The sequence below is a fragment of the Paenibacillus sp. NRS-1781 genome, from assembly GCF_050467745.1.
In the GTDB taxonomy this organism is placed as follows: Bacteria; Bacillota; Bacilli; order Paenibacillales; family Paenibacillaceae; genus Paenibacillus; species Paenibacillus terrae_A.
On the sequence record NZ_JBITPI010000055.1, the window covers coordinates 1 to 20,855 of the forward strand.

At 48.5% G+C, this 20,855-nt stretch carries 17 protein-coding genes; 16 read left to right on the plus strand and 1 reads right to left on the minus strand.

Annotated elements, in window-relative coordinates:
- Positions 1–252: 252 nt before the first annotated feature.
- The 5 genes from ACIFO6_RS20060 (at position 253) to ACIFO6_RS20080 (ending at position 5,459) form a co-directional block, all read left to right on the plus strand.
- A complete protein-coding gene (locus tag ACIFO6_RS20060) occupies positions 253–456 on the plus strand; it encodes a hypothetical protein (protein WP_430043226.1) in 204 nt (67 codons plus the stop codon).
- A gap of 52 nt (positions 457–508) precedes the next feature.
- Positions 509–2,170: a LytS/YhcK type 5TM receptor domain-containing protein gene (locus tag ACIFO6_RS20065; RefSeq protein WP_430043291.1), complete on the plus strand. Its 1,662-nt coding sequence runs from the start codon at positions 509–511 to the stop codon at positions 2,168–2,170.
- Positions 2,167–2,931, plus strand: a complete 765-nt coding sequence (locus ACIFO6_RS20070) for a LytR/AlgR family response regulator transcription factor (RefSeq protein WP_430043227.1) — start codon at positions 2,167–2,169, stop codon at positions 2,929–2,931. The genes ACIFO6_RS20065 and ACIFO6_RS20070 overlap by 4 nt, the downstream gene beginning before the upstream one ends.
- Before the next feature lie 190 nt (positions 2,932–3,121).
- Positions 3,122–4,369 carry an L-lactate MFS transporter gene (locus ACIFO6_RS20075; protein ID WP_430043229.1) on the plus strand — a complete coding sequence of 416 codons (1,248 nt, stop codon included), beginning with the start codon at positions 3,122–3,124 and terminating at the stop codon, positions 4,367–4,369.
- A 178-nt stretch (positions 4,370–4,547) separates the two neighbouring features.
- Positions 4,548–5,459 (plus strand): serine/threonine protein kinase, encoded by a 912-nt coding sequence (locus tag ACIFO6_RS20080; protein WP_430043231.1) that lies wholly within the window; start codon positions 4,548–4,550, stop codon positions 5,457–5,459.
- A 48-nt stretch (positions 5,460–5,507) separates the two neighbouring features.
- On the opposite strand, the gene ACIFO6_RS20085 is transcribed toward ACIFO6_RS20080, so the two are convergent.
- The gene (locus tag ACIFO6_RS20085) at positions 5,508–7,610 is read right to left on the minus strand and encodes a VWA domain-containing protein (RefSeq protein WP_430043292.1); all 2,103 of its coding nucleotides are present in this window, start codon (positions 7,608–7,610) and stop codon (positions 5,508–5,510) included.
- 618 nt (positions 7,611–8,228) lie between these two features.
- On the opposite strand from ACIFO6_RS20085, the gene ACIFO6_RS20090 reads away from it, so the two are divergent.
- The 11 genes from ACIFO6_RS20090 (at position 8,229) to ACIFO6_RS20140 (ending at position 20,803) form a co-directional block, all read left to right on the plus strand.
- Entirely contained in the window at positions 8,229–10,397 is a 2,169-nt protein-coding gene (locus ACIFO6_RS20090) for a transcriptional regulator (RefSeq protein ID WP_430043294.1), read from the plus strand.
- A 119-nt stretch (positions 10,398–10,516) separates the two neighbouring features.
- Positions 10,517–10,942, plus strand: coding sequence for a membrane-associated protease 1 (locus ACIFO6_RS20095; RefSeq protein WP_430043233.1), 426 nt, complete (start codon positions 10,517–10,519; stop codon positions 10,940–10,942).
- A 130-nt stretch (positions 10,943–11,072) separates the two neighbouring features.
- The gene (locus ACIFO6_RS20100) at positions 11,073–11,519 is read left to right on the plus strand and encodes a DnaJ domain-containing protein (RefSeq protein ID WP_430043235.1); all 447 of its coding nucleotides are present in this window, start codon (positions 11,073–11,075) and stop codon (positions 11,517–11,519) included.
- A 32-nt stretch (positions 11,520–11,551) separates the two neighbouring features.
- A complete protein-coding gene (locus ACIFO6_RS20105; RefSeq protein ID WP_430043238.1) occupies positions 11,552–12,100 on the plus strand; it encodes an FHA domain-containing protein in 549 nt (182 codons plus the stop codon).
- 40 nt (positions 12,101–12,140) lie between these two features.
- Positions 12,141–12,668, plus strand: coding sequence for an FHA domain-containing protein (locus ACIFO6_RS20110; RefSeq protein WP_430043239.1), 528 nt, complete (start codon positions 12,141–12,143; stop codon positions 12,666–12,668).
- A 34-nt stretch (positions 12,669–12,702) separates the two neighbouring features.
- Positions 12,703–13,533, plus strand: a complete 831-nt coding sequence (locus ACIFO6_RS20115) for a PP2C family protein-serine/threonine phosphatase (RefSeq protein ID WP_430043241.1) — start codon at positions 12,703–12,705, stop codon at positions 13,531–13,533.
- A gap of 22 nt (positions 13,534–13,555) precedes the next feature.
- Entirely contained in the window at positions 13,556–15,427 is a 1,872-nt protein-coding gene (locus ACIFO6_RS20120) for a serine/threonine protein phosphatase (RefSeq protein WP_430043243.1), read from the plus strand.
- A 69-nt stretch (positions 15,428–15,496) separates the two neighbouring features.
- On the plus strand, positions 15,497–16,816 hold the full coding sequence (locus ACIFO6_RS20125) for a normocyte-binding protein (RefSeq protein ID WP_430043245.1): 1,320 nt from the start codon (positions 15,497–15,499) through the stop codon (positions 16,814–16,816).
- Positions 16,813–17,502 (plus strand): iron-dependent peroxidase, encoded by a 690-nt coding sequence (locus ACIFO6_RS20130; protein WP_430043247.1) that lies wholly within the window; start codon positions 16,813–16,815, stop codon positions 17,500–17,502. The genes ACIFO6_RS20125 and ACIFO6_RS20130 overlap by 4 nt, the downstream gene beginning before the upstream one ends.
- A 32-nt stretch (positions 17,503–17,534) precedes the next feature.
- The gene (locus ACIFO6_RS20135; protein ID WP_430043248.1) at positions 17,535–20,186 is read left to right on the plus strand and encodes a molecular chaperone; all 2,652 of its coding nucleotides are present in this window, start codon (positions 17,535–17,537) and stop codon (positions 20,184–20,186) included.
- A gap of 104 nt (positions 20,187–20,290) precedes the next feature.
- The gene (locus ACIFO6_RS20140; RefSeq protein WP_430043250.1) at positions 20,291–20,803 is read left to right on the plus strand and encodes an RDD family protein; all 513 of its coding nucleotides are present in this window, start codon (positions 20,291–20,293) and stop codon (positions 20,801–20,803) included.
- Positions 20,804–20,855 lie beyond the last annotated feature (52 nt).

Genomic DNA, 20,855 nt, shown 5'->3' on the forward strand with positions numbered 1-20,855 from the left:
GGTAGCCTCCTACTCGATTTACATATGTCGCGGCACTATCTAATCCCTCGATGTGTGTGTCTAATGGAGTAGGTTTTGTCGTCGCAGCGGTTATGACGATTTTGAATATTTAAAGCTTCATCATCGGGCTAATGAGCCGGGGAATATCGCTATCAAGCGGTAATCCCCGGTTTTTTACTGCTGTATGAAGGAGAGGGGAAATGGAGAGTGTATTTCTAAAAGCTATAATTTGATGGAATTTGATGGTATAATTTGTGGCAGTTTAAATGCTTCGTATATAGGGGGAATGACCATGATCATAGGAAAACAAGCGCCGAAACTAAAGGCTGGAGACGAGATACGCATTTGCACGAAGCTTTTGCCGATCCGAAGGTGAAGGGCATTCTGACTGCCATTGGCGGGAAGGCGAGTATTCGGGCCCGGAATGACATGATTGATCTTGAAATATGTGAATAGTGAGTGGGGTAGAGAAGGCTTGATGATGGGTTTATATTTGGGAGGAACGCATGTGAACGGCTTTTTGGAAACGCTGATGCAGCTATTTGAGCGCGCAGCGTTGTTGCTGATTTGTCTATTTTTTATTACTCGTATTCCCCGTTTTAAGGAAACCTTGCAAAAGAACAGCCATTCCCCGGCAGAGCTGACGCTATTAACGATGATTTTTTGCATGTTTGCACTGTTTGGCACGTACACCGGGATTGAAGTCGAAGGCTCGCTCGTCAATGTCCGGATTATTGCGATTATGGCGGGAGGCATTTTGTTTGGGCCGTGGGTCGGGATTATTACAGGTATTGTATCGGGTATCCACCGTTATCTGATTGATATCGGGGGAGTGACCTCAATTCCGTGTCTAATTACGAGTATTCTGGCAGGTGTGGTATCGGGATATATCGGGCGCCGAGTCGACCGTTCCAAGAGATGGCTGGTCGGCATTGCCGCCGGGATGATCTGCGAAACATTGACGATGCTGCTCATTCTGGTGATGGCACAACCGTATGAGCTTGGTTTGGACATCGTCTCTAAAATAGGTCTACCCATGATTATCGGACAAGTCAGCGTCGGTCTGATCGTTCTGCTGATTCAGAGTGTCGAGGGGGAAAAGGAAAATATCGCGGCCAGACAGGCCAAGCTGGCGCTAGATATTGCCAACAAGACGCTGCCTTATTTTCGCTCCATTAATGCCGAATCGCTACATACCATTTGTTCGATCATTAAGGAGGATATTAAGGCAGACGCGGTGGCGATTACGGATACCAGAGATGTACTGGCCTACGTTGGTTTTGGCGAGGAACGTTATCATATCGGCGACGAGATCATTAGCGATGTGACCAAATCGACGATCCGCAGCGGTAAAATCACGATTCGCAACCATATTGCTGACGATAAAACACCCCAAATCCAGTCTCTGCTCATTATCCCGCTGGAGGAACGGGGTGAGGTGACCGGAACCCTGAAAATTTACTACCGCAAAGCTTATAAAATCACGTATCCGTTGCAAACGATGGCGATTGGCTTGTCCCAAATTATTTCCACATTAATGGAAGTATCGCGGGTGGAGCAAATTAAGGAAGCGGCGAATAAAGCCGAGCTGAAGGCGCTCCAGACTAAAATTAATCCGCATTTTCTGTTCAACGCACTGAACGCCATTGCCTCCACGACGCGCACCAAGCCGGATAAGGCACGAGAGCTGATCATTAATTTGTCGGGATATCTGCGTTATAATTTGGAGCTGAATGATGATTTGATCGAAATTCATAAGGAACTTCAGCAGGTGTCTGATTACGTGGAAATTGAAAAAGCCCGCTTCGGGAAGCGGCTTCAGGTGGAGTATGTGATGGACGAGGTGTCCGTGCGCATTCCAAGCCTTATTATTCAGCCGCTGGTTGAGAATGCGATTAATCATGGAATTCTCAAGAAAAAGGGACCGGGTACAGTGACCATTTCCGTAAAGGATCGGGGAGAAAAGGTGCGGATTTCTGTGGCAGATACAGGAGTAGGCATACGGGATGATGTCGTAGATAACCTGTATCATGATCGGGTTCCGGCCAAACAGATAGGCTTGTATAATGTGCATAGACGACTCAAGCTCATGTATGGCGAAGGGGTTATTATTCTCAAGCATGAGCCAGGCACCGAAGTTTATTTTGACATACCAAAGGAGCAATCATGAAGGCCATCATTGTAGAAGACGAAATTCCGGCGCGTGAAGAGCTGGAGTATCTTATTCAGACCCACAGTCATATTGAAGTGACGAACAGCTTTGAGGACGGGCTGGACGTGTTCCGTTTTTTGCAGGACCATGAGACGGACGCTATTTTTCTCGATATTAACATTCCTTCGCTGGACGGGATGCTGCTGGCGCAGAACATTAGCAAATTTGCCAAAAAGCCTTATATTATTTTTACGACCGCCTACAAAGAGCATGCTGCGCAGGCTTTCGAACTGGAGGCATTTGATTACATTCTCAAGCCGTATGATGAAAAACGGATCGCCGCCATGCTGCGCAAGCTGGAAAATGCTTATGAGCAGCGGAACGTTCAGGTACAGGAGAATGCCCAGCCTGCGCAGCCCCGACCTGCTGAAACCAGCATCGTTAGCGCCCCGGGCCGTATCAATCTGCTGAAAAACGACAAAATCATCGTAACGGATGCCAACGATATTTATTATGCGTGCGCACAGGAAAAGGTCACCCGTGTCTTTACAAGACATGAGGAATATACGATGCCGATGAGCATCTCGGAATTTCATGCCCGACTGCCGCAGCAGGACTTTTTCCGCTGTCACCGATCCTACACGGTAAATCTGTCACAGATCCGTGAAATTGTACCCTGGTTCAATCATACGTATCTCCTGCGCTTGCGGGGTCTGGACGCGGAGATCCCGGTAAGCCGCAGCAAGGCCAAGGAATTCCGGCAAATTATGCGGCTATAAAGGCATTTCATTCCGCTATAGGTGCATTTCATTCCTCAAACGATTTCTGGCATACATGCAACGTTATAATGATCCATGTAGAGAGAATCCTTACAGACTTGCTTCTCCCAAGGCGCAAAGCGTACTGGATTCCCGGTTATCATGATAACAAATTGAAGCTGTAGAGCCGGAATGAAAAGAGGAGAGTTATATGAAAACAAACAGCGGAAACCGCCTGCTGGTCGTGCTTGGAACGATTATTGTCCAAATGGGTTTAGGAACGATTTACACATGGAGTTTATTCAATCAACCGCTGGTGGACCGCTTTGGCTGGAATCTCAGCTCGGTCGCCATTACATTTTCGATTACCAGCTTTGCGCTGGCGTTTGCTACGTTATTCGCAGGCAAGCTACAGGATAAATGGGGACTACGTCGTCTAATTTTGTGTGCGGGCATCGTGCTGGGCGCTGGACTTATGCTTAGCTCACAGGTAACCTCCCTGTCCCTGTTGTACATTTTGGCGGGGATTGTTGTAGGCTTTGCGGATGGTACGGCTTATATTACATCACTGTCTAATCTGATCAAATGGTTCCCCGAGAGAAAAGGACTCATTTCCGGTATTTCGGTTGGGGCATACGGAACAGGCAGTCTTATATTTAAGTATATCAATGGTTCGTTAATTCAGTCCGTTGGCGTATCGCAGGCGTTTCTGTATTGGGGAATGATCGTGCTGATCATGATTGTAGGTGGTTCCTTCCTGGTACGGGAAGCAGCAGTCGCGAACAAGCCTTCGGTACAAAATGGAATTGTGCAGCGTGATTACACTGTAAAAGAAATGCTGCGCACCAAGCAGGCTTATCTGTTATTCGTCATGTTCTTCACAGCTTGTATGAGTGGCTTGTATCTGATTGGAGTTGTAAAGGATATCGGCGTACGGATGGCAGGACTGGATGTAGCTACAGCCGCTAATGCGGTTGCTATGGTCGCTATTTTCAACACGGCGGGTCGGATCATATTAGGTGCGCTGTCGGATAAAGTCGGTCGTCTGAAAGTGGTAGCGGGTGCGCTGCTAACAACAGCGGTCGCAGTTGCAGTGCTGAGTTTGGTGCCGCTGAATTACGGTTTGTTCTTTGCCTGTGTAGCAGGGATTGCCTTCTGCTTCGGTGGTAATATTACAGTCTTTCCTGCCATCGTAGCTGATTTCTTCGGTCTGAAAAATCAAAGCAAAAACTACGGTATCGTGTATCAGGGCTTTGGCCTTGGTGCGCTGGCGGGTTCCTTTATCGCAGCCTTGCTCGGCGGCTTCATCCCGACCTTTACCACGATTGCTGTGCTGTGTGTCGTATCGTTCCTGATTGCGCTTACCATCCGAACTCCGGATCAAGGCAATCTGCGCAGCCAACGAAAGAAAAATACCAACAGCATGCGCAGCATGAAGCCTGAAACGAAGCTGGGCTAAAAGGAATTAGGAACTAAGTACCAGATGAATCCCAAAAGACCTGTCATCATTTCTCTGAGGGAGATTATGGCAGGTTATTTGTTTTTCCATTATTCGATTATACGGTATAATAAAAAGATATGTGATAAGCCGATATATACAAAAGACATAAGCTAAGAACCTGACAGGAGGACGAGTCATGATCGTGGATACAAGCGGGAATTTGCTTGCCCGCAATACGAAGCTGCGAAATACATATCAAATTCGAAGCGCCTTGTCCCGCAGTGAGCTAGCCATCGTGTATACGGCAAGGCTGTTGGATAATCGAGAAAAGGTCATTGTTAAGGAGTTTTTTCCGAATGCGCTTGCTTTGCGGGGATCGGATCGAAAAACAGTGACCTGTAGTGCATCTATGCAATTCAAATACGTGGAGTTTATGCATTATTTTTTGCGTGAAGGGCAAATGCTCAAGGAATTAAGCCATCCGGGTATTGTCGGTTATATAGATCACTTTGAAGAAAATGGAACCGCTTATCTGGTCATGGAATATTGTGCCGGCAAGACGCTGGACAGGGTGTTGAAGGAAGAGGATGCTCCAACATGCGAGCCTGCTTTTTTGTATCATGCGCTGCTGCCTTTAATTGACGCCATGGAATACATTCATGATAAAGGCATTATTCATCGGGATATTAAACCAGGCAACATTATGATCGGTGAGAATGGCAACGTCAAGCTGCTTGATTTCGGATCGGCTGTGCATTTTGAAGGCAAAGAGCATCCGATCTTCACCACGGCGGGCTACTCTCCACTGGAGTTCTACTCTAACCGCTCGCAGCAAGGACCCGTGTCGGATATCTACAGTTTAGCCGCCACGCTGTATTATTGCCAAAAAGGATCACCTCCACCGGATGTGCCGGGCAGATTGTTTGCAGATCAGGCTGACCGGATTCAGATCGAAAATGCAGGTCTTTCCCTGCTGCCGTACGTGATTCGGCGTGGTCTGGAGGTACGGGCCAACAAGCGTTGCCGCTCGCTCAGATGGTTTAAAGCCGCATTGCGTGCGGAATATTGGATAAAAAAAGGGAAGCGCCCCACTCTTACGGTTCGTTAATCGTAAGAGACGGCGCTTCCCTTTTTTGTTTCCGACGGACGTTATCCATTATCCTGTTGGAGCTTGAATATGATCGGTGTACACGGAGGTATTGGGCTTGATCGCCTTGTACCGCAGCTCGATTTCAGTAACACCGTCCTCGAACGTAATGTAGAGCTTGTCGCTGTACTCCATCACGGCCTTTTTATTGCGAGCAATTTTGACTTTCCCGTGCTGCAAGGCACAGCGTGTATCATGCTTGACTACAAGCGTCCCTTTTTTACCCGCGGAAAAGACAATCCGCTCCGCTTCGGGCAGAGGTTCGTGAACGTCAAGCGTACGGAATAACTCCTGCAAGCTGACCTTCCGGCCCGGAAAGGAGGTGAGCGGCCATGATTTTACCGGAATTTCCTGTCCACTTGCCGTCGCGAGGAAATATCCTTCGATTCTTCCTGCAAACTGCGGCTTTGGCCGCAAGAACCAGTACAGAAGTGCCGCCACTACGATACTGACAGCTACCGTCCATTTGATGGCTGTATATCGGGACTTTACGGAAACGGTCAGCGTAGCGCTGCTGGATGCTCCTTCCGAATCGGTAGCGGTAATTTTCAGCTCGGAGTCGCCCGTGTGAAGCCCGGATAACAGCAGATCTGTGCCGTTAATCTCAGCATTCGCCGCATCCCCGGAGGCTCCTGAATCCAGCTTATAGGTGAGCTTGTCATGATTCGGATCAGCAAAGAATTCGCTTAAACTCCGACGGGCATCCCCGTCTTCCTTCACCAGACGAATCGTCAGGTCTTTTAAAGCCTGCGGTGCAGCATTCGCCGTATGGACGGTATGAACTGCTCCCTTGCGATACCATTGCGGGCTGTCCAAAGATAGCTGCCAGGTATAATCCCCCGTTAGAGGGAACGCGTATTCGGCCTGGAAAAATCCTGACTTGTAAGTCATAGGTACCTTTTTGCTTGTACCGCCCTTTACGGGTGTAACGATGATATGGGCTTGAAGCGATTTATATACGGCTTCGTCTGTAAGCCTTTGACCATCCGGCAGCAACAACTGAGCCTTGAACGGTATGGCTTGTCCTTTAAGCAGCTGCACGGGTTTGTTACCAGTGGCTTGTGTTTCCTTATTTCCTGTCATGGTGGCCTCGGCTTCCAGTCGATAGCTGCCAAGCAAATTGATTTTGACCAAATCTCCGCGAATACCCCTCAGCTTCAGCTTTACCTTCCCTGCCTGTGGATGCTCAATCTTTAAAATTGCATATCGACTCGATTTGTACCTGCGGACATTTTCTGAATTGGAATAGAGCTGTGTTTCCTGAAGAGGATGCTCCGACAAAAGCACCAGATTGGCTTCTTCCATACTGGAGTCCGGTATATCCACGGTTAATTCCTGCATTTCGCCAGTGGTTGTAATGGCCGCGATTGGAACGAGCTTGGAACGAATCTGGCTGGCGAAAATACGGTTTAATATTTCTGGCAGATCCTCGGCGCTGCTCGTTATAAAAGAAGCTCCCCCCGTTTGCGAAGCGATTCGCTCCAGTTCTTGTCGGTTCACCGTCCCGTCATGATTGAGACCAATCGTATACACCGGGTATCCTTTGGTCTGGGCAGATTTAATGACGGAGGATACGTCATTACTTGAGTCTCCTTTGGAGCGGGGACCGGAAGAGGCTCCAAAATCAGTCTCTCCATCGGATAACAGGATCATAAAAGGCTGACGTCCTTTAGAAGTCCCTGCGACAAGCAGTTCCGAGCCTTTACGCAATCCAAGTCCCAAATCTGTATAACCGGAACGGTTCAGCGTTCTGATTTCCTGCTGAATTTGGGATTTCTGCGCTGCTACTGCAATAGAAGTCAGCGACTTCGAGGCGACTACATGATGGTTGTAAGCGACGAATCCGACGCGTGTACGGTCTGCATCACTCAAATCCATAAACATATTGATAACTTCGGCTGCAATGCCTTCAGGATCGGTATCCCTCATGGAGTAGCTGGTATCCAATACAAAAACGGCATCATAACCCTCGACCGGAACAGCTCCCAAAGATGCGGCATTGGCCTGATTTACAGTCCAAATGACCCCATTTGAGCCAATTTGAAAAAATAGTACTAAAGTCATGAAAACAATGATTCCTAATTTCCTCATTCTGAACATAAGCCCCTCCATCGACGAGGCCAATGCGGGCGAGCCAACTCTCCTAATCCTTGGTATATAAGGGATAAAGGATAAAAACAGACTGTTAACCCTCACATTAGCCATGAATTTGATACTTTTACGCTTATCAGAAATATCCAATGGATTTCTATCGGCAATTGGGTTCCATTTGTGAATAATTCCCTGAATAAACAGGTCTAACATATCATAAAAATTACGTATTCACGCATGAAATGAGTCGAATTGCCCTATTTCAATCTGGGGCTACAGAAATTGACAAAACTAACGGGTACTTTGTATGATAACTCTCGTATCAACGGCAAAAACTGGGATAACAGTAGGATCACGGAATAGAAGAATCTCAATTTTCCTTGTTATCTGAACAACATATCTCCGTTTGTTAATTTTGTAATTAAAAGTTAAATGAACGCTTCGGACTAATTTTCGAGGTTACATGCCTGTACTGCATATGCAGTATGAGCCGAATCCTTTGGCCAATTTGAATGTTATGTAGGGGGGAGGAGGCAAAAGAACTAAGCGTGGAAATCCGATTGCTCTAAATTGGACATCCTGTGTCCGTGTATGGGGCTTTCGACGTATATTCATACTTTAATTCGTTTGCCGACAGTGATGGAAATCATTTATCAAACAAACCGAACAATGCTTTTTGAAGAAATCAACCCGGAAAAGCTGGACCTGATCACAATTGTAGGTGATGTGAAGGGTATTGACAGCTTGAGTGATGAGAAAATCAAGGAAATTAACGAGCATCTTCTGGTGCGCAACTTCGACGAATTTTTGGATAAATTTTCACCGACCGTGTACTCATTTTTTAACGCTGCTAATCAAAAAGTGGTCTACACTCTCAAAAAGCCAGAGGGTATTGATGAGGACAGTATTTCTGAGATTCGTGTGAATCAAAGTAATGATTTTCTGAAAATGTTGTTTACACTCATTGATACCAAGCGCAGTCAAGGAATCACAAATGTGGATTTCAAGTTTGAAAATCTGCTGGATATGATTTCTCCGAAAAAGGTTATGGACGATATTCGTCAAGTCCGCAAAGAAATTCACTATATGTACGGTGAATACGACAAGCTGGATGACGGCGATCCGAAGAAACTCGACATGGGCGACAAGCTGAATGGCATGTTCGAGGAAGCGAGTCAGAACTACAACAATGTTATGGCAATGCTGCCACTGGCGATTGAAGATATCAAAACCCGCCTTTTACTCGGTGGCGCCCAGGAGGAAAACTCCGGTGAGCTGATCCAGGTGGGTATGCTTTCTATTGGGGAAAGCGGCGAGCTGAAAATTATTGAAGCACCGAAGAGTGACAGCACCGAACTGATGCTACTGGACGAGAACAGCACGGGCGATCTGTCACAGGTGTTCGAGGAAGATTACAACTCGATTACGGATACGCCTTCCGACTATGTGAAGGATTTGGTGGTACGCACGTTTGTGCCGCTGCCAGCTGTTCAGACTAAGGTCGATACAGCGGTTGAAGTTCAGAACTACAACACGTATCTGGAGTTCTATAAAAATGCCAAGGATGATTTCGTAAAGGCGGTTAAGCCGCTTGTGGAAAAAATCCTCGGCGTCAAAATGTTCTTTGATCAATATGCAACGAAGAGCAAAGGTATGTTGCCAACCATGCTGGTGGCCAATAACAAGCTGGACATGCTGGTGAAAAGCAGCAATATCCCGCGTCTGGAAACGTATCTGAACACCGTGAATGCCAAAAATGAATTCAGCGACACGATCTGGTTCGGTATCGTTCCATCCGTCGAGCTGGAAGCAGCCGGTAAGGTGAAGGTTTCACGTGAACGCTTTAAGGGCAACGAGAAGGTCGTTAAGCAGGGCGGAAATTCGATGGAATCGCTCTCGATGCTGCTGCAAGTCGTGAAGGATTACAAAATTCAAATGTTCTTTAATTTTGAATCCGGTGAAGAAACGACTTTCAACAGTATGGCGACAGCAGGCATCGACAAATATGTCGACAAGTGCGCCAGTCTCGTTCGCAGAGAATACAGCGAATTTGCGATTCCTTGCGTACCGAACTTCACGATTATTCCGAAGGATAAATCGGGTGTCATTATCGACAGCAAAATGCTACAGACCGAAAGCGGTGTGCAGCTCTCCAAGGAGAAAGAGGATATTCTCAAGCTGTGGATCGAAGGGGTTTATGTGGGTGCAGCCTACGTTGCCGCTGGTTTGGTCGCTTCTTATCAGTGTCCTGAGTACCTGCGTGAGACGTTCAAAACGGTCAACAAAAATTTCCCTGGCGTACGCTTCGACATCGAAGCGGGAGACAACAGTCTGCGCACAGTGACGACGATGGCCAAGGAAATCACCGGGTTCACCAACACAATCAAGGATGCCATCAACCGTAAAAACTTCGGCTTTGTGTTCTCATCCGAGAATGCTCAGATCCAGGATAAGGATATCCGCCGGATTACTGTTTACAAGGCGAGAAGCATGGCGATGTCCGAGGACGGCTTTGACTCCATCTACAAAACGCTGGTCAGCACATATATTGAACGTATTTTGCGCTACCAGACAGGAGACTTCAAGCACGAAAATATCATCCGCTTCTTCAGTAACAATCCGAGCAGCCAAAAGAGCAAATGGCTGGGCAGCAGAGGATCTGTGAACTCGATCATTCAGGATGGAGACGATATGAGCTTCATTATTGATGAGAAAAGCAATATGTGCCATATCGATCTGGTCTTCAATGGCAATGTGAAGAACCTGGAAGTCATGATTACTAAAGGAACCAGCTCGGTCAAATCATGATCCGAGCGCTACGAAAGATGTTAGAGGCGTTTCTATCCAGAACCGCCTTTATACATAAATTGCGGAGAAGCCCTGCTTCTCCCGCCATCATATTACCTAATTTCAAGGAGGCAACACACATGGGATTCAGATTGAAAGTTGAAGGGCAAGAAACAATCGAGCTGGGCTTGGATAACATCCAAACGGTTATTTATGACACCGATACACCGGACGACTCCAATGCACGCTCCACTGACGTAGGCTCTACGCTGCGCATCAGCGGTAAAATTATCACAGCTGTAGACGGCGACAGCGCGGATGACACGCTGAAACTGGCTTTGTGGTCCCTGGTTCCTGCTGAAAAAGCAGACAGCTACCGTAAAGTAACACTGGAAGTTATCGCAGCTGATCAAGTTGTGCGCAAAATCTACTTCCCGAATGCATTCGTTGTAGACTACAACGAGCACTTTGGCGACACAGAAGGTGTAGGTGCATTTACACTCTTCATCAAACAAAAGAAAGACAAAACCGAGCTGGCTACGATCGACGGCGGATATCCGGTTTAAGCTTGACGTCCTGACGTTAAGCGCAGCTTGAACACACACTCACTCCACGTGCAAGCGTAGGGTGGATCAATATTAAGAGGCCCCCGGGTCTCTTAATATTTGTTTTTTTCGGAGAGGGGAACATCACACAATGACCAACTATTATGAGCTGCTCGGTGTCAGCCGGGATGCTTCGGAGACAGATATTAAGCAGGCTTACCGCAAACTGGCCAAAAAGTATCATCCGGATACCAACCAGGGAAGCGAGGAGGCAACGCGCAAGTTCAAGCTGATTCACGAGGCTTACAATACCTTGCGTGACGAAGCATTGCGGCAGGCATACGATGCCGAGCTCATCCGAAAAGCAGAGGGAGCTGGCGGACCGCAGCCAGAGAGAGGAAGAGGGACGGCATCTGGCGGTGTGCGCCCCGCAGCCAAAGGATTTAATCCGGCTGATATAGGTACGGATTTTGAACAATTTTTCGGTTTTCATCCGAAAACGAAGGAAGGATCACCAGGGAAAAAGACGAAAAAATCCGGTGATCCGACGGATACCTCAGCGATGTTTAACCAGTTTTTTGGTATTCGTAAAAAGTGATGATTTCAGGATAGAAACGGGGGAAGCAAGCAGTGAAAACGGCGCAGAACAGATGGGTTTTCATCATAGATGTTGCCATGTTCGGGCTGATGCTGGCGATCGCCTTTTATATGTTTAGTCGTACAGGCTACAGCGGTTTGAAAACCGTGGTCGTGGTAGGTATCGGAATCGGCGTGCTTGTATACATACTGCGTAATCTGGTGTCAGTTGAACGTGTGGCGAAGCCAAAGACACAGCGCAATCGGATTGCCAAGCTGATACTGATGGATGAAGAGGGCGAATCCATTAAAGAATGGTATATCGAAGGCGAAACGTCGCTCCTGATCGGAAAAACAACGGCTCGTTCCGAGGCGGATATTGATTTGGCAGGTACAGATTATGCATCTCTTGTAAGCGTGGAGCATGCGGTGCTCAACCGGGTGAACAGCGACTGGTTTGTGGAGGATGTGGATTCTGGTAACGGTACCGGGCTACGTCCTGCGAACGAAAGTGTAACCAAGAAGCTGGAAAGCGGTGAGCCGTATCGGATTTACACAGGTGATTTATTATATATCGCCAATACGAGACTGCTCGTTAAATAGCTGAAAAAGACAATCATGACAATGGGGGAAGGAACCGATTATGAGTTTGACAAGATGCCCGAACGGACACATGTTCAGTACACGAAAGCACGGAAATACGTGTCCTTACTGTAATACGGTGGTAAATGTAGCCGCACCCAAAAATGTTGAACCAACGGCAAAAACTAACGGTGTGGGAGACGATGACAGAACGATGCCGTATTTGGGCGAAACCACGGGGATTCACCCGGTAACCGGATGGCTGGTATGCATCGAAGGAGCGCAGGTGGGTCAGGACTATCGGATTATGGCCGAGAAAAACTTTATTGGACGCGCCGAGGAAATGCATGTCCGTATTATTGGGGACAACACAATTTCCCGCAGAAATCATGCGGTCATTGTGTATGATCCGAAGAAGCGTAATTTCTATTTGCTGCCAGGGGACTCGTCAGGCTTGGCGTACCACAATAACGAGGCGGTATATTCACCAGCAGAGCTGGCTGCTTATGACGTGATTCAGCTGGGACATAGCAAATTTATCTTTATCCCGCTGTGCGGTGCCCATTTTGAGTGGGACAACGAAAACTAGGACGGAAGTGGGCATGGTGCAGGGAGGTAACGAAATGCAGCCTTATTTTGTTGTATGCGGAGCTGCGGTGCTATTCGCTGTTCTTCTCATGATCCGCATGCGGCTGACGCGAAGTCCCGGCAGCCGTACCGTGAGTGGAATTGAGATCGGAAATGGTCAAACGATCGGGAGCCGAAGCGAGCAGGATGATTATTTTGCAAGTATGACGACATCTGTCGGTACGCTGGCGGTTGTCGCAGATGGCATCAGCGGACTGGCTAATGGGCGCATGTCCAGTACGTTAGCGGTGACAACCTTTACGAAGGCGTTCGCCAAACTGGAGGATGCGTCGAACCTGAACGGTTATTTTGCAGAAGCGGCAACTCAGAGCAATCGCGGTATTTTGCAAAATTTGAATGGGCAGGGTGGAGGAACGACGCTGGCGGCGGTCATTATTTGTGGCTATCAGTTGTATTACGGAGCGGTGGGCGATAGCCTGATTACGATTTACCGCAATGGTCATTTTCAAAATGTTAATTCCAAGCATACGGCGGAAACCTTGCTGGAGGAACGCGTGCTGGCTGGGCAAATGACCTCGGAAGAGGCCAAAACGAGTCCGGTTCGCAATCAATTGGTTAATTATTTGGGCTACGAGGGCTTTGAGAGCATGGAGCTTGGTGCGGCGCCGATTCGCCTATACGCAGGCGATCATGTGCTGTTGTGCAGCGATGGCATTCAGGAGGCACTGACGGAGATTGAGCTGGAAGAGATCATGCGCAAGGGTGAAGCACCGCAGGAAATGGCGGAAGCGATGATTGATATGATTAATGATAAAGGCTTTAAAAGTCAGGATAATGCGACAGTGGTTATGTTGGCGATAGGATGAAACCAGAAAGACGGGGGTAGCGATGCGCAAGGACAACAGCGATTTTAGTACCGGCTTTGTGTCGGAAGCGGGCTCTTACATAGACAACCGGGACTATTTTGCATTCATGGAGACGGACGACATGGCCTGTTATGTCCTCGCAGACGGTCTGGATTCGGATCAGGAGCTGCGCAGCGCGGAAATGGTTGTCAAAACGGTGCTGGAGAACTTCATGGAGAAGCCTTCCATGTCCAAGCGGCGCCTAATGAGAGACCTGCGTGAAGCGCAGGACTGGCTGCAATTCGAAAGCCGCCGTGTACGGCTCAAGGCCAGTCTGCTCATGGTGGTGACCAACTACAACAAAATGGTATATGTTTCGTGCGGTAATGTGAGACTGTATCATTTTCGCAATGGACGGCTTAATTTTCGCAGTAAGGATCATAGCTTGGCTCAGTCATTGGCGGATGACGGACGTATTCCCGACGAAGCGACCAGCACGCATGAGGAACGGGGCAATCTGCTGGAATACCTGGGAAATCCGAATGGGGTTCATGCTCATTATGCCAAAAAGACGCAGCTTGCAGATGGAGATGTCATGCTGCTTGCCACATCCGGGATGTGGGAAGATGTTGAGCTGGCGGAAATGTTGGGTGCGCTGGAGGAAGCAAAGGACCCGGTTATGCTGACGGATACGCTGGAAGAGGTTCTGTTGAGCAAGCAGCGCCGGGCGGTGAACAATTATACGGCTGCCGCCATTTATGTGAACAAGATTTTTCAGGAAAAGCCTAAGAACCGCCGCAAGCTGATCAAACGGATTTTGATTGCGTTGCTCGCCTTTGTGATCGTAGGCGGAGGAGCGTGGATTACCCTGGCCCGTATGGCTGCGAACAAGGCTGCTGCGCTGGAAACGATGGTCGAATCGGCTCAGGCCGCGGATGATTACGCCAGGGCAGGAGATTATGCGAAGGCACTCAAGTCCTACAGTGAAGCGAAAAACGCGGCAGTTAAAATTAACGATAAGATTCACAAGCGACTGTATACGGCAGAGCAGAAAGTATCTCAACTTATGGTTGACGGAGACGGATATGTGGAAAAAGCAGACTTTACCAAAGCCGAAGCGAGCTATGATAAAGCGCGGAAAAGTGCCGGTCTGTACCCGCCGTTTAATGTGAAGGATATTGAGAAAAAAATCGACCAACTCGACACCTATGCCGAGACAGCCAGCTGGATGAGGGACGGAGATTTGAAATTTCAGGGCGGAGATTACGCGAGTGCACTCAAGCTATATACGAAGGCGAATAAAGCTGCCATGGAATCCGGTTATACATCTGCGCAAAAAGAGCTGGAGAAAAAGATTACCGAGACTAATGATAAAATGACGGCCATCCAGCAGCAGCTCAAGGAAATTCAGGCTGGCAAGCTACAGGCCAGAGGGGATCGGCTGATGAAGGACCTGGATTATGAAGGAGCCATTGACGCTTATAGCGGGGCACAGGAGATTTATCAGGAAATCGGCAAGCTGGAAAGTGTGCTGGCACTGGAGCGGAGTATTGCGAAGGCAGAGGAGAAACAGAGTGCGGACCAGCAGAAAAATGGTCAGCTTGCTGCTGGAGCGGGACTATCTGACGGGGCGCTAAACGATACGAGTGCGGGGGACATAACGGACGAAGCTTCGGCTGCCGCGCCCGCTGCTACAGCATCGCAAACCAAGGCTGCGACAGCTACGGGGAATGCTGCGACAACGAGTTCAGGGGGTACAGCGGACGCGAAGAAGAAAGCTTCAGCAGCTACAAAAAACGGCAGCACGAGTGATGGGAATGCCTCTTCGACGAAGGCACCCGCCAGCAAGGAGCAAGGAACTGCTGATTCTGCTTCCAAAGCAGAGGGTGCGTCTGATTCAGGTAGCCAGAATTAGGGGGCTGCGAACGGAAGTTAAGGTTTTCATGCTCAATGAATGCTGGAGCCGGAAAAGGAGTGAGGCGTCGTGAAAGAACTGGTACAGGACCGTTTGAGCAAGATGGAAGATCTGGAGCAGAGACGTTTGCTGAAAAATATGATGGCGGGAGTGTTTATGAACCTCGTCGAATATCAGGAAGAAATGACCCGCCAGTTGGAACGGCGGGTATTTGAGGAAATTGAGAATACGGAAGAGAAGTTTGACGTGTATGTGTCATTGACATCACGTGAGGACTATGATCCGATTCATGAATTTTTATATCCAGTGTTGCCGTCAGATACCAAGGACAAGGTGATGGATATTAGCCGTGTGGCAGAGGTCGTTCGGGAAGGCGGAGCGTTGCCGCTTTTCACCCTTTTTTTGGAGATGGAGACCGAGCAGATCACCGCGCTTGTACGCAGCAAACGGGTTTTCGGGGGAACATTGGTAACGGAAACCGGAAGCTATCCGATTCGTTTTCGTCTGGAGCACAATCGTTCTTATATTTTAGAGATTGAGAAGCTGTATCTGATGTTCATGCAAAATGGCATGCCGTGGAAAACGATTAATCACCCGTACGCTTATAAATTTGTCGATTGTGTACTGGTTGGAGGAGAAGGCGAGCCCGACGCTGATGAGGAAATTCACGAAATTACGATCTCATTGGAGGAATTCGATGGTTTCAAGAAGGTGGATGTTTTTCCACTTTGGAACATTGAACGACTGTCTCTGAAAAACAGTGGTTTCCCAATACCGGCTATAGATCATGTGAACTATGAGCATGTGCTTCCTTTAAGTAAAACAGGGCCCGAGCATGGCTACCTGATTGACGGAGCTGAAGGAGATATTCGGTATATCAAACGCACGGAAGAGGAACTGACAATTGTAACGCCACGTGATAAGTCCGGCGAATGGAATGTGTTGAAGGTTACGAAGCCCGTTCTAACGCGGCTTAGTCGTCAGACCTATCCGGTGTTGTCCAATCGGCGGCAGGACAGCTTTTTGGGCCGCTATGCAGGTAAACAGGCTGTGATCGTCCGGGCCAAAGCGGAAATTACGCGCATTGTACATTCTTTTGAAGCTGCACAGGGATTGGAATTGGAGCGTGTGGACATTTGGGGAGGCACAGGCAGAAATGATGTGAGCAAGCTTTTATCCAAAACTCAGACGTATCCGTTAAATCCGTTTGTCAGTGACAACGTGCGGACCGAAGAAGGCAAGCAGATCATGCGATTGGGGTTCAGACACGCTTCTGCGGATGCTTCGCCAACATTTCCCGCTTATATTTTATCCGACTTGATGAGCTTTCTGGTGTCGGAAGTGCAGATGTATTTCCCGGAATACAAATGTGAAGGAGAATGGCTGTGAATTACGTCTGGGATTTGCTTATGCGCGCGAGGGAACAGGAGTTAGATGTGAATAGCTTCCGGTTTGTACCCGCTGTTAGCTACTCCCCTTATATGGAGCTGAGTCTGACCGAGCTGAATACATCCGAGCTGGAGCAGGTGGTGGAAATCAATCCGTACTACCGCTTTTATTCTATTTTTCGGGACTTGTTTCCGCCGGATGCTGAAGAGTACCTGGAGCTCAGAGAATCGCTGTTCGATATTATGATACATTTTCTGGCAGAGACTGATTTATATCAAGGTATGAATCGGCGGGAGTACCATATCCGGTTTGTTCAGCGTGACATCGAGAACGGCATTTTTGGCCCGAAGGTGAGCGAAAGCTTTGCACAGTTAAACCGTGAGGAGCAGGATGCGATTGCCGAAGGATTGCTGCGTCTGTATGAGACGGGGGAAGCTGTACACTTGTTAAAAGAAACGATGCGCCGCGTTTTCCACCGTTCGATCATTTATACCAATTGTGAGGAAAAGGACGAATTGCTTATCTATATTGGGCAGGAGGAAACGCAGTTGTCACGGATTAAAGCGGATTTAATTCTGGATTTATTTCTTCCGGCGCGTTTTACGATTGAGCTGTATTGGACACGCCATTTCGGTATTTTGGATGCAGACCCGACGATGAAAATAGACGCTATTGCCCTCTATTGAAGGCCAAATGGCTAAGAAAGGACATGTGAACGATGAACGGACCCTATACATACAGGTTGCTTGACCCGCTCACCGATCGAAAAGGCATTCGCTTCACGGCGAAATACACGCGGGCGGAGCTAGAGCAAATGACGACCTTTCAGCTACGTGGGATATGCGATAAGGAGCGGCTGGTCGAGGGCTTTGCTAATCGTCTGGCACATGAGGAGTTGATCCGCGTCATTTTGCGGTTTCGGAGTGCAGAGGAGCACCTGCTCATTACCCGGCCCAATCTTGACGGCTTCGAGCGCATCGAATCAGCACTGCGGCGAAATTGGAATGATCGACGGCAGGAGAGCGGCGGTATCCGGGTTCCCGCCAAAATCACGCTGTATCAGGGTGTTCGTACTGGTCGAATGGACAATTACAGGATTGAATCCGACTTGCCCTGGCTGAATGCGTCTAATGTGCTGCTGGTGAATGCGGTAGGCGACCTGTGCGGTATTTTGAATTTGGTGAAGGACGAGGGTCGGACAGGCGTATATTATCTTTCGCGACATCTCGATGCTGAACTGCGGGAGACGGCCAATCATAATTACAGCCTGTTGTTTCTGCGAAGACAGGAGTCGGAATATTTTTATAACCTCTACTATGGAGATAAGCCGATGCTGCCATTGAAGCTTCAAGGTCAACGTATTCCGGTAGCAGAGCTGATTATTCGTGGTACAGAAACGACAGATGCGGTACTGGCGGTTGATTTTGGTACTTCCAACACAACGGCAGGCGCATATCTGGACAGCTCCTACGTTACTGCCCCGGATGCGGGCATGAGCAGCACGGTACGGCTGAATGCGATCAACTATGTGTCCTTCCCCGGCCCGGAGGGAGCGGAGAGGGATTGGATCGAGGTGTTGCCGACTGCCATTCGTGTTGCGGACTGCTCTAACCCGGAGCATATCGTATATGTATTCGGAGAGGAAGCACTACGTGGAACGGATGTAGCGGGCAGCCGGGCGACGGTACTACGGGGTATTAAGCGCTGGGTCAACGACTATAAGCGAACCGAGGAATTAATGGATTCCGAGGGAAATACGGCGACTGCTTCCCGCAGCGACATTCTGGCGGCTTTTATCCGCTATGTGATTGCCACAGCCGAGCAGCAATTCAAGTGCCGGTTTCGTAACCTTCATTTTTCAGCACCCGTCAAGCTACAGCCTCAGTTTATCGAGATGTTTAGCGATATTTTACCGGATTATCGGATTGAAGCAGAGGATGCACTGGATGAAGGGCTGGCTGTACTGTACAATACACTGGCAGACCAGATGGAACGAGGGACGTTTGCGGATGGTGAGGAATATCAGGCTCTTGTGATTGATTGTGGTGGAGGCACAACGGATTTATCATCCTGCCGATTCCGCATTGAGGATGGACGCATTGCCTATAAGCTTGATATTCACACCACATATGAAAATGGGGACACCAATTTTGGCGGAAACAATCTGACGTATCGGATTATGCAGTTCATGAAAATTGTGTTTGCAGGCTATTATGCTGCGGAAACGCGATTGCCTGATACTGATATCGATGCCTTGATCGGCATTCCTTCCGGGGATTTGTACCGCCATGTGGATGAGTTTGGCGTAGATGCCGTGTACGCCGGACTGGAGGAACGTTATCGAGAGGCAGAGGCCATCTTGCCTACGGCGTTCAAACAGTATGAGCATGCCACACGGGATGAATATCAGCGGGTGCTAAGCAATTTTCATCTGCTGTGGAACGCGGCGGAAAATATGAAAAAGGAATTTTTCTTACGCACAGGTATCCTGCGCAGCCGCTTCGAATCCGAGCAGGTATTTTCCGCCGAAAGTGACCTGAACATTGCCGTGATGGATCGTTGGCTGGTTTCAGTCATCGAAAATGGACGTTTTCGTGATGAATATGGATTGCCAGATGTAGTGTTCAATATCCGTGAAATACAGCAGCTTCTCAAGGCGGATATCTATAATATTGTTCGCAAGTTTCTGGATGATTTTTATCAGGAGGGGCGCTTGCAGGATTATTCGATTATCAAGCTGACCGGGCAGTCTTGCCGAATTGATGTGTTTCGTGAGGCGCTCAAGGAATTTGTACCGGGACGCAGCATTGAGTTCCGTCAGAAGGCGGAAGACCTGAGCCGGGTTCCTGAACTGAAAATGGCCTGTCTGCGCGGAGCTATCCGTTATCTGAACGCCAAAAAAATGGGCACGATTGAGCCTGTCATTACCAATCATATTCCGGCCATTCCGTATACCGTCAGCGCATGGACGCATACGGGGCGCGAGAAGGAACTGATTGCGAGCTTGGAAAGCAACCGCGTGCGCGGCTCTATTTCCAGGCCGTCCCATGCGGCCGAGGTGGAATTTTTCCTAACGGCGAATGGTGGAAAGCTGCGTCAGCGCCATGTGTACCGCAGTCGGTCAGAAGCCTTTGAGCCGATGCCGTATGAGGAAATCGCCGTGCTGTATGGGCGGGATATTCCGCAGGATGATACCGACTCTATTCGCAACGGCGAGACGAAATACTTTGTTTTTGCTGGTGACAGCCGTTGGGGCTTTTACGTGGTGCCGATTACCCGCCGGGATGAATTGCTGCATTTGGGACCCAAGCGCTTTTTTGCCTTCGAAAACGATCTCTCCGAGCTGGATTTTTTTGACGGTACAAAGTAGGACAGACCAACAGAGACAGCACACAGCGCGATACGAAGACACTATGAAGTGCGAAATACCAGGAGACACTGTGGAATTAAAATACAATATATGGAGGATGTAGGATGTTATACGCAGGTTTTTGGAAACGGGTCTTGGCCCATATTATCGACAGTATTATTTTATGGTTCGTATTTATGATTATCGGTTTGATCATGTTTGTGATCCAAGCAGTTGGGGATACGGGGCCTTCAACGGCGGAAGCATCCTTGATCGCAGCTGGCGAGGCACCGATATTTACGGTGAGAATGATTGTACAGATTTTATTTAATTTAGGTGCTGTATGGCTGTATTCTGCCATTATGGAATCGTCCAAATGTAGAGCAACGGTTGGCAAGCTGGCCCTCGGAATCGTCGTGGTAGACGAGCATAACCTGAAGCTGAGCTTTGGCCGTGCCAGCGCACGCTACTGGAGTAAGTTAATTTCCTCCATCATTTTGATGATCGGTTTTATCATGACCGCTTTCACGGCCAAAAAGCAGGCCCTTCACGATCTGATCGCCCATACCTATGTTGTGGATAAACGCGAGCTAAATCATATCCTGCGTGAGCAGGCCGAGCGGGGAGCCGGGATGTAAAGGTAGATAAATAGATCTTAAAATTCTAATGAATCGCAGTTTTCAATCAGGG

Bases quoted from the DNA above. Each gene is read 5' to 3' on its own strand.
- ACIFO6_RS20070 (WP_430043227.1), top strand. From the start codon at position 2,167: ATGAAGGCCATCATTGTAGAAGACGAAATTCCGGCGCGTGAAGAGCTG.
- ACIFO6_RS20075 (WP_430043229.1), top strand. From the start codon at position 3,122: ATGAAAACAAACAGCGGAAACCGCCTGCTGGTCGTGCTTGGAACGATT.
- ACIFO6_RS20080 (WP_430043231.1), top strand. From the start codon at position 4,548: ATGATCGTGGATACAAGCGGGAATTTGCTTGCCCGCAATACGAAGCTG.
- ACIFO6_RS20085 (WP_430043292.1), bottom strand. From the start codon at position 7,610: ATGGAGGGGCTTATGTTCAGAATGAGGAAATTAGGAATCATTGTTTTC.
- ACIFO6_RS20090 (WP_430043294.1), top strand. From the start codon at position 8,229: ATGGAAATCATTTATCAAACAAACCGAACAATGCTTTTTGAAGAAATC.
- ACIFO6_RS20095 (WP_430043233.1), top strand. From the start codon at position 10,517: ATGGGATTCAGATTGAAAGTTGAAGGGCAAGAAACAATCGAGCTGGGC.
- ACIFO6_RS20100 (WP_430043235.1), top strand. From the start codon at position 11,073: ATGACCAACTATTATGAGCTGCTCGGTGTCAGCCGGGATGCTTCGGAG.
- ACIFO6_RS20110 (WP_430043239.1), top strand. From the start codon at position 12,141: ATGAGTTTGACAAGATGCCCGAACGGACACATGTTCAGTACACGAAAG.
- ACIFO6_RS20115 (WP_430043241.1), top strand. From the start codon at position 12,703: ATGCAGCCTTATTTTGTTGTATGCGGAGCTGCGGTGCTATTCGCTGTT.
- ACIFO6_RS20120 (WP_430043243.1), top strand. From the start codon at position 13,556: ATGCGCAAGGACAACAGCGATTTTAGTACCGGCTTTGTGTCGGAAGCG.
- ACIFO6_RS20135 (WP_430043248.1), top strand. From the start codon at position 17,535: ATGAACGGACCCTATACATACAGGTTGCTTGACCCGCTCACCGATCGA.
- ACIFO6_RS20140 (WP_430043250.1), top strand. From the start codon at position 20,291: ATGTTATACGCAGGTTTTTGGAAACGGGTCTTGGCCCATATTATCGAC.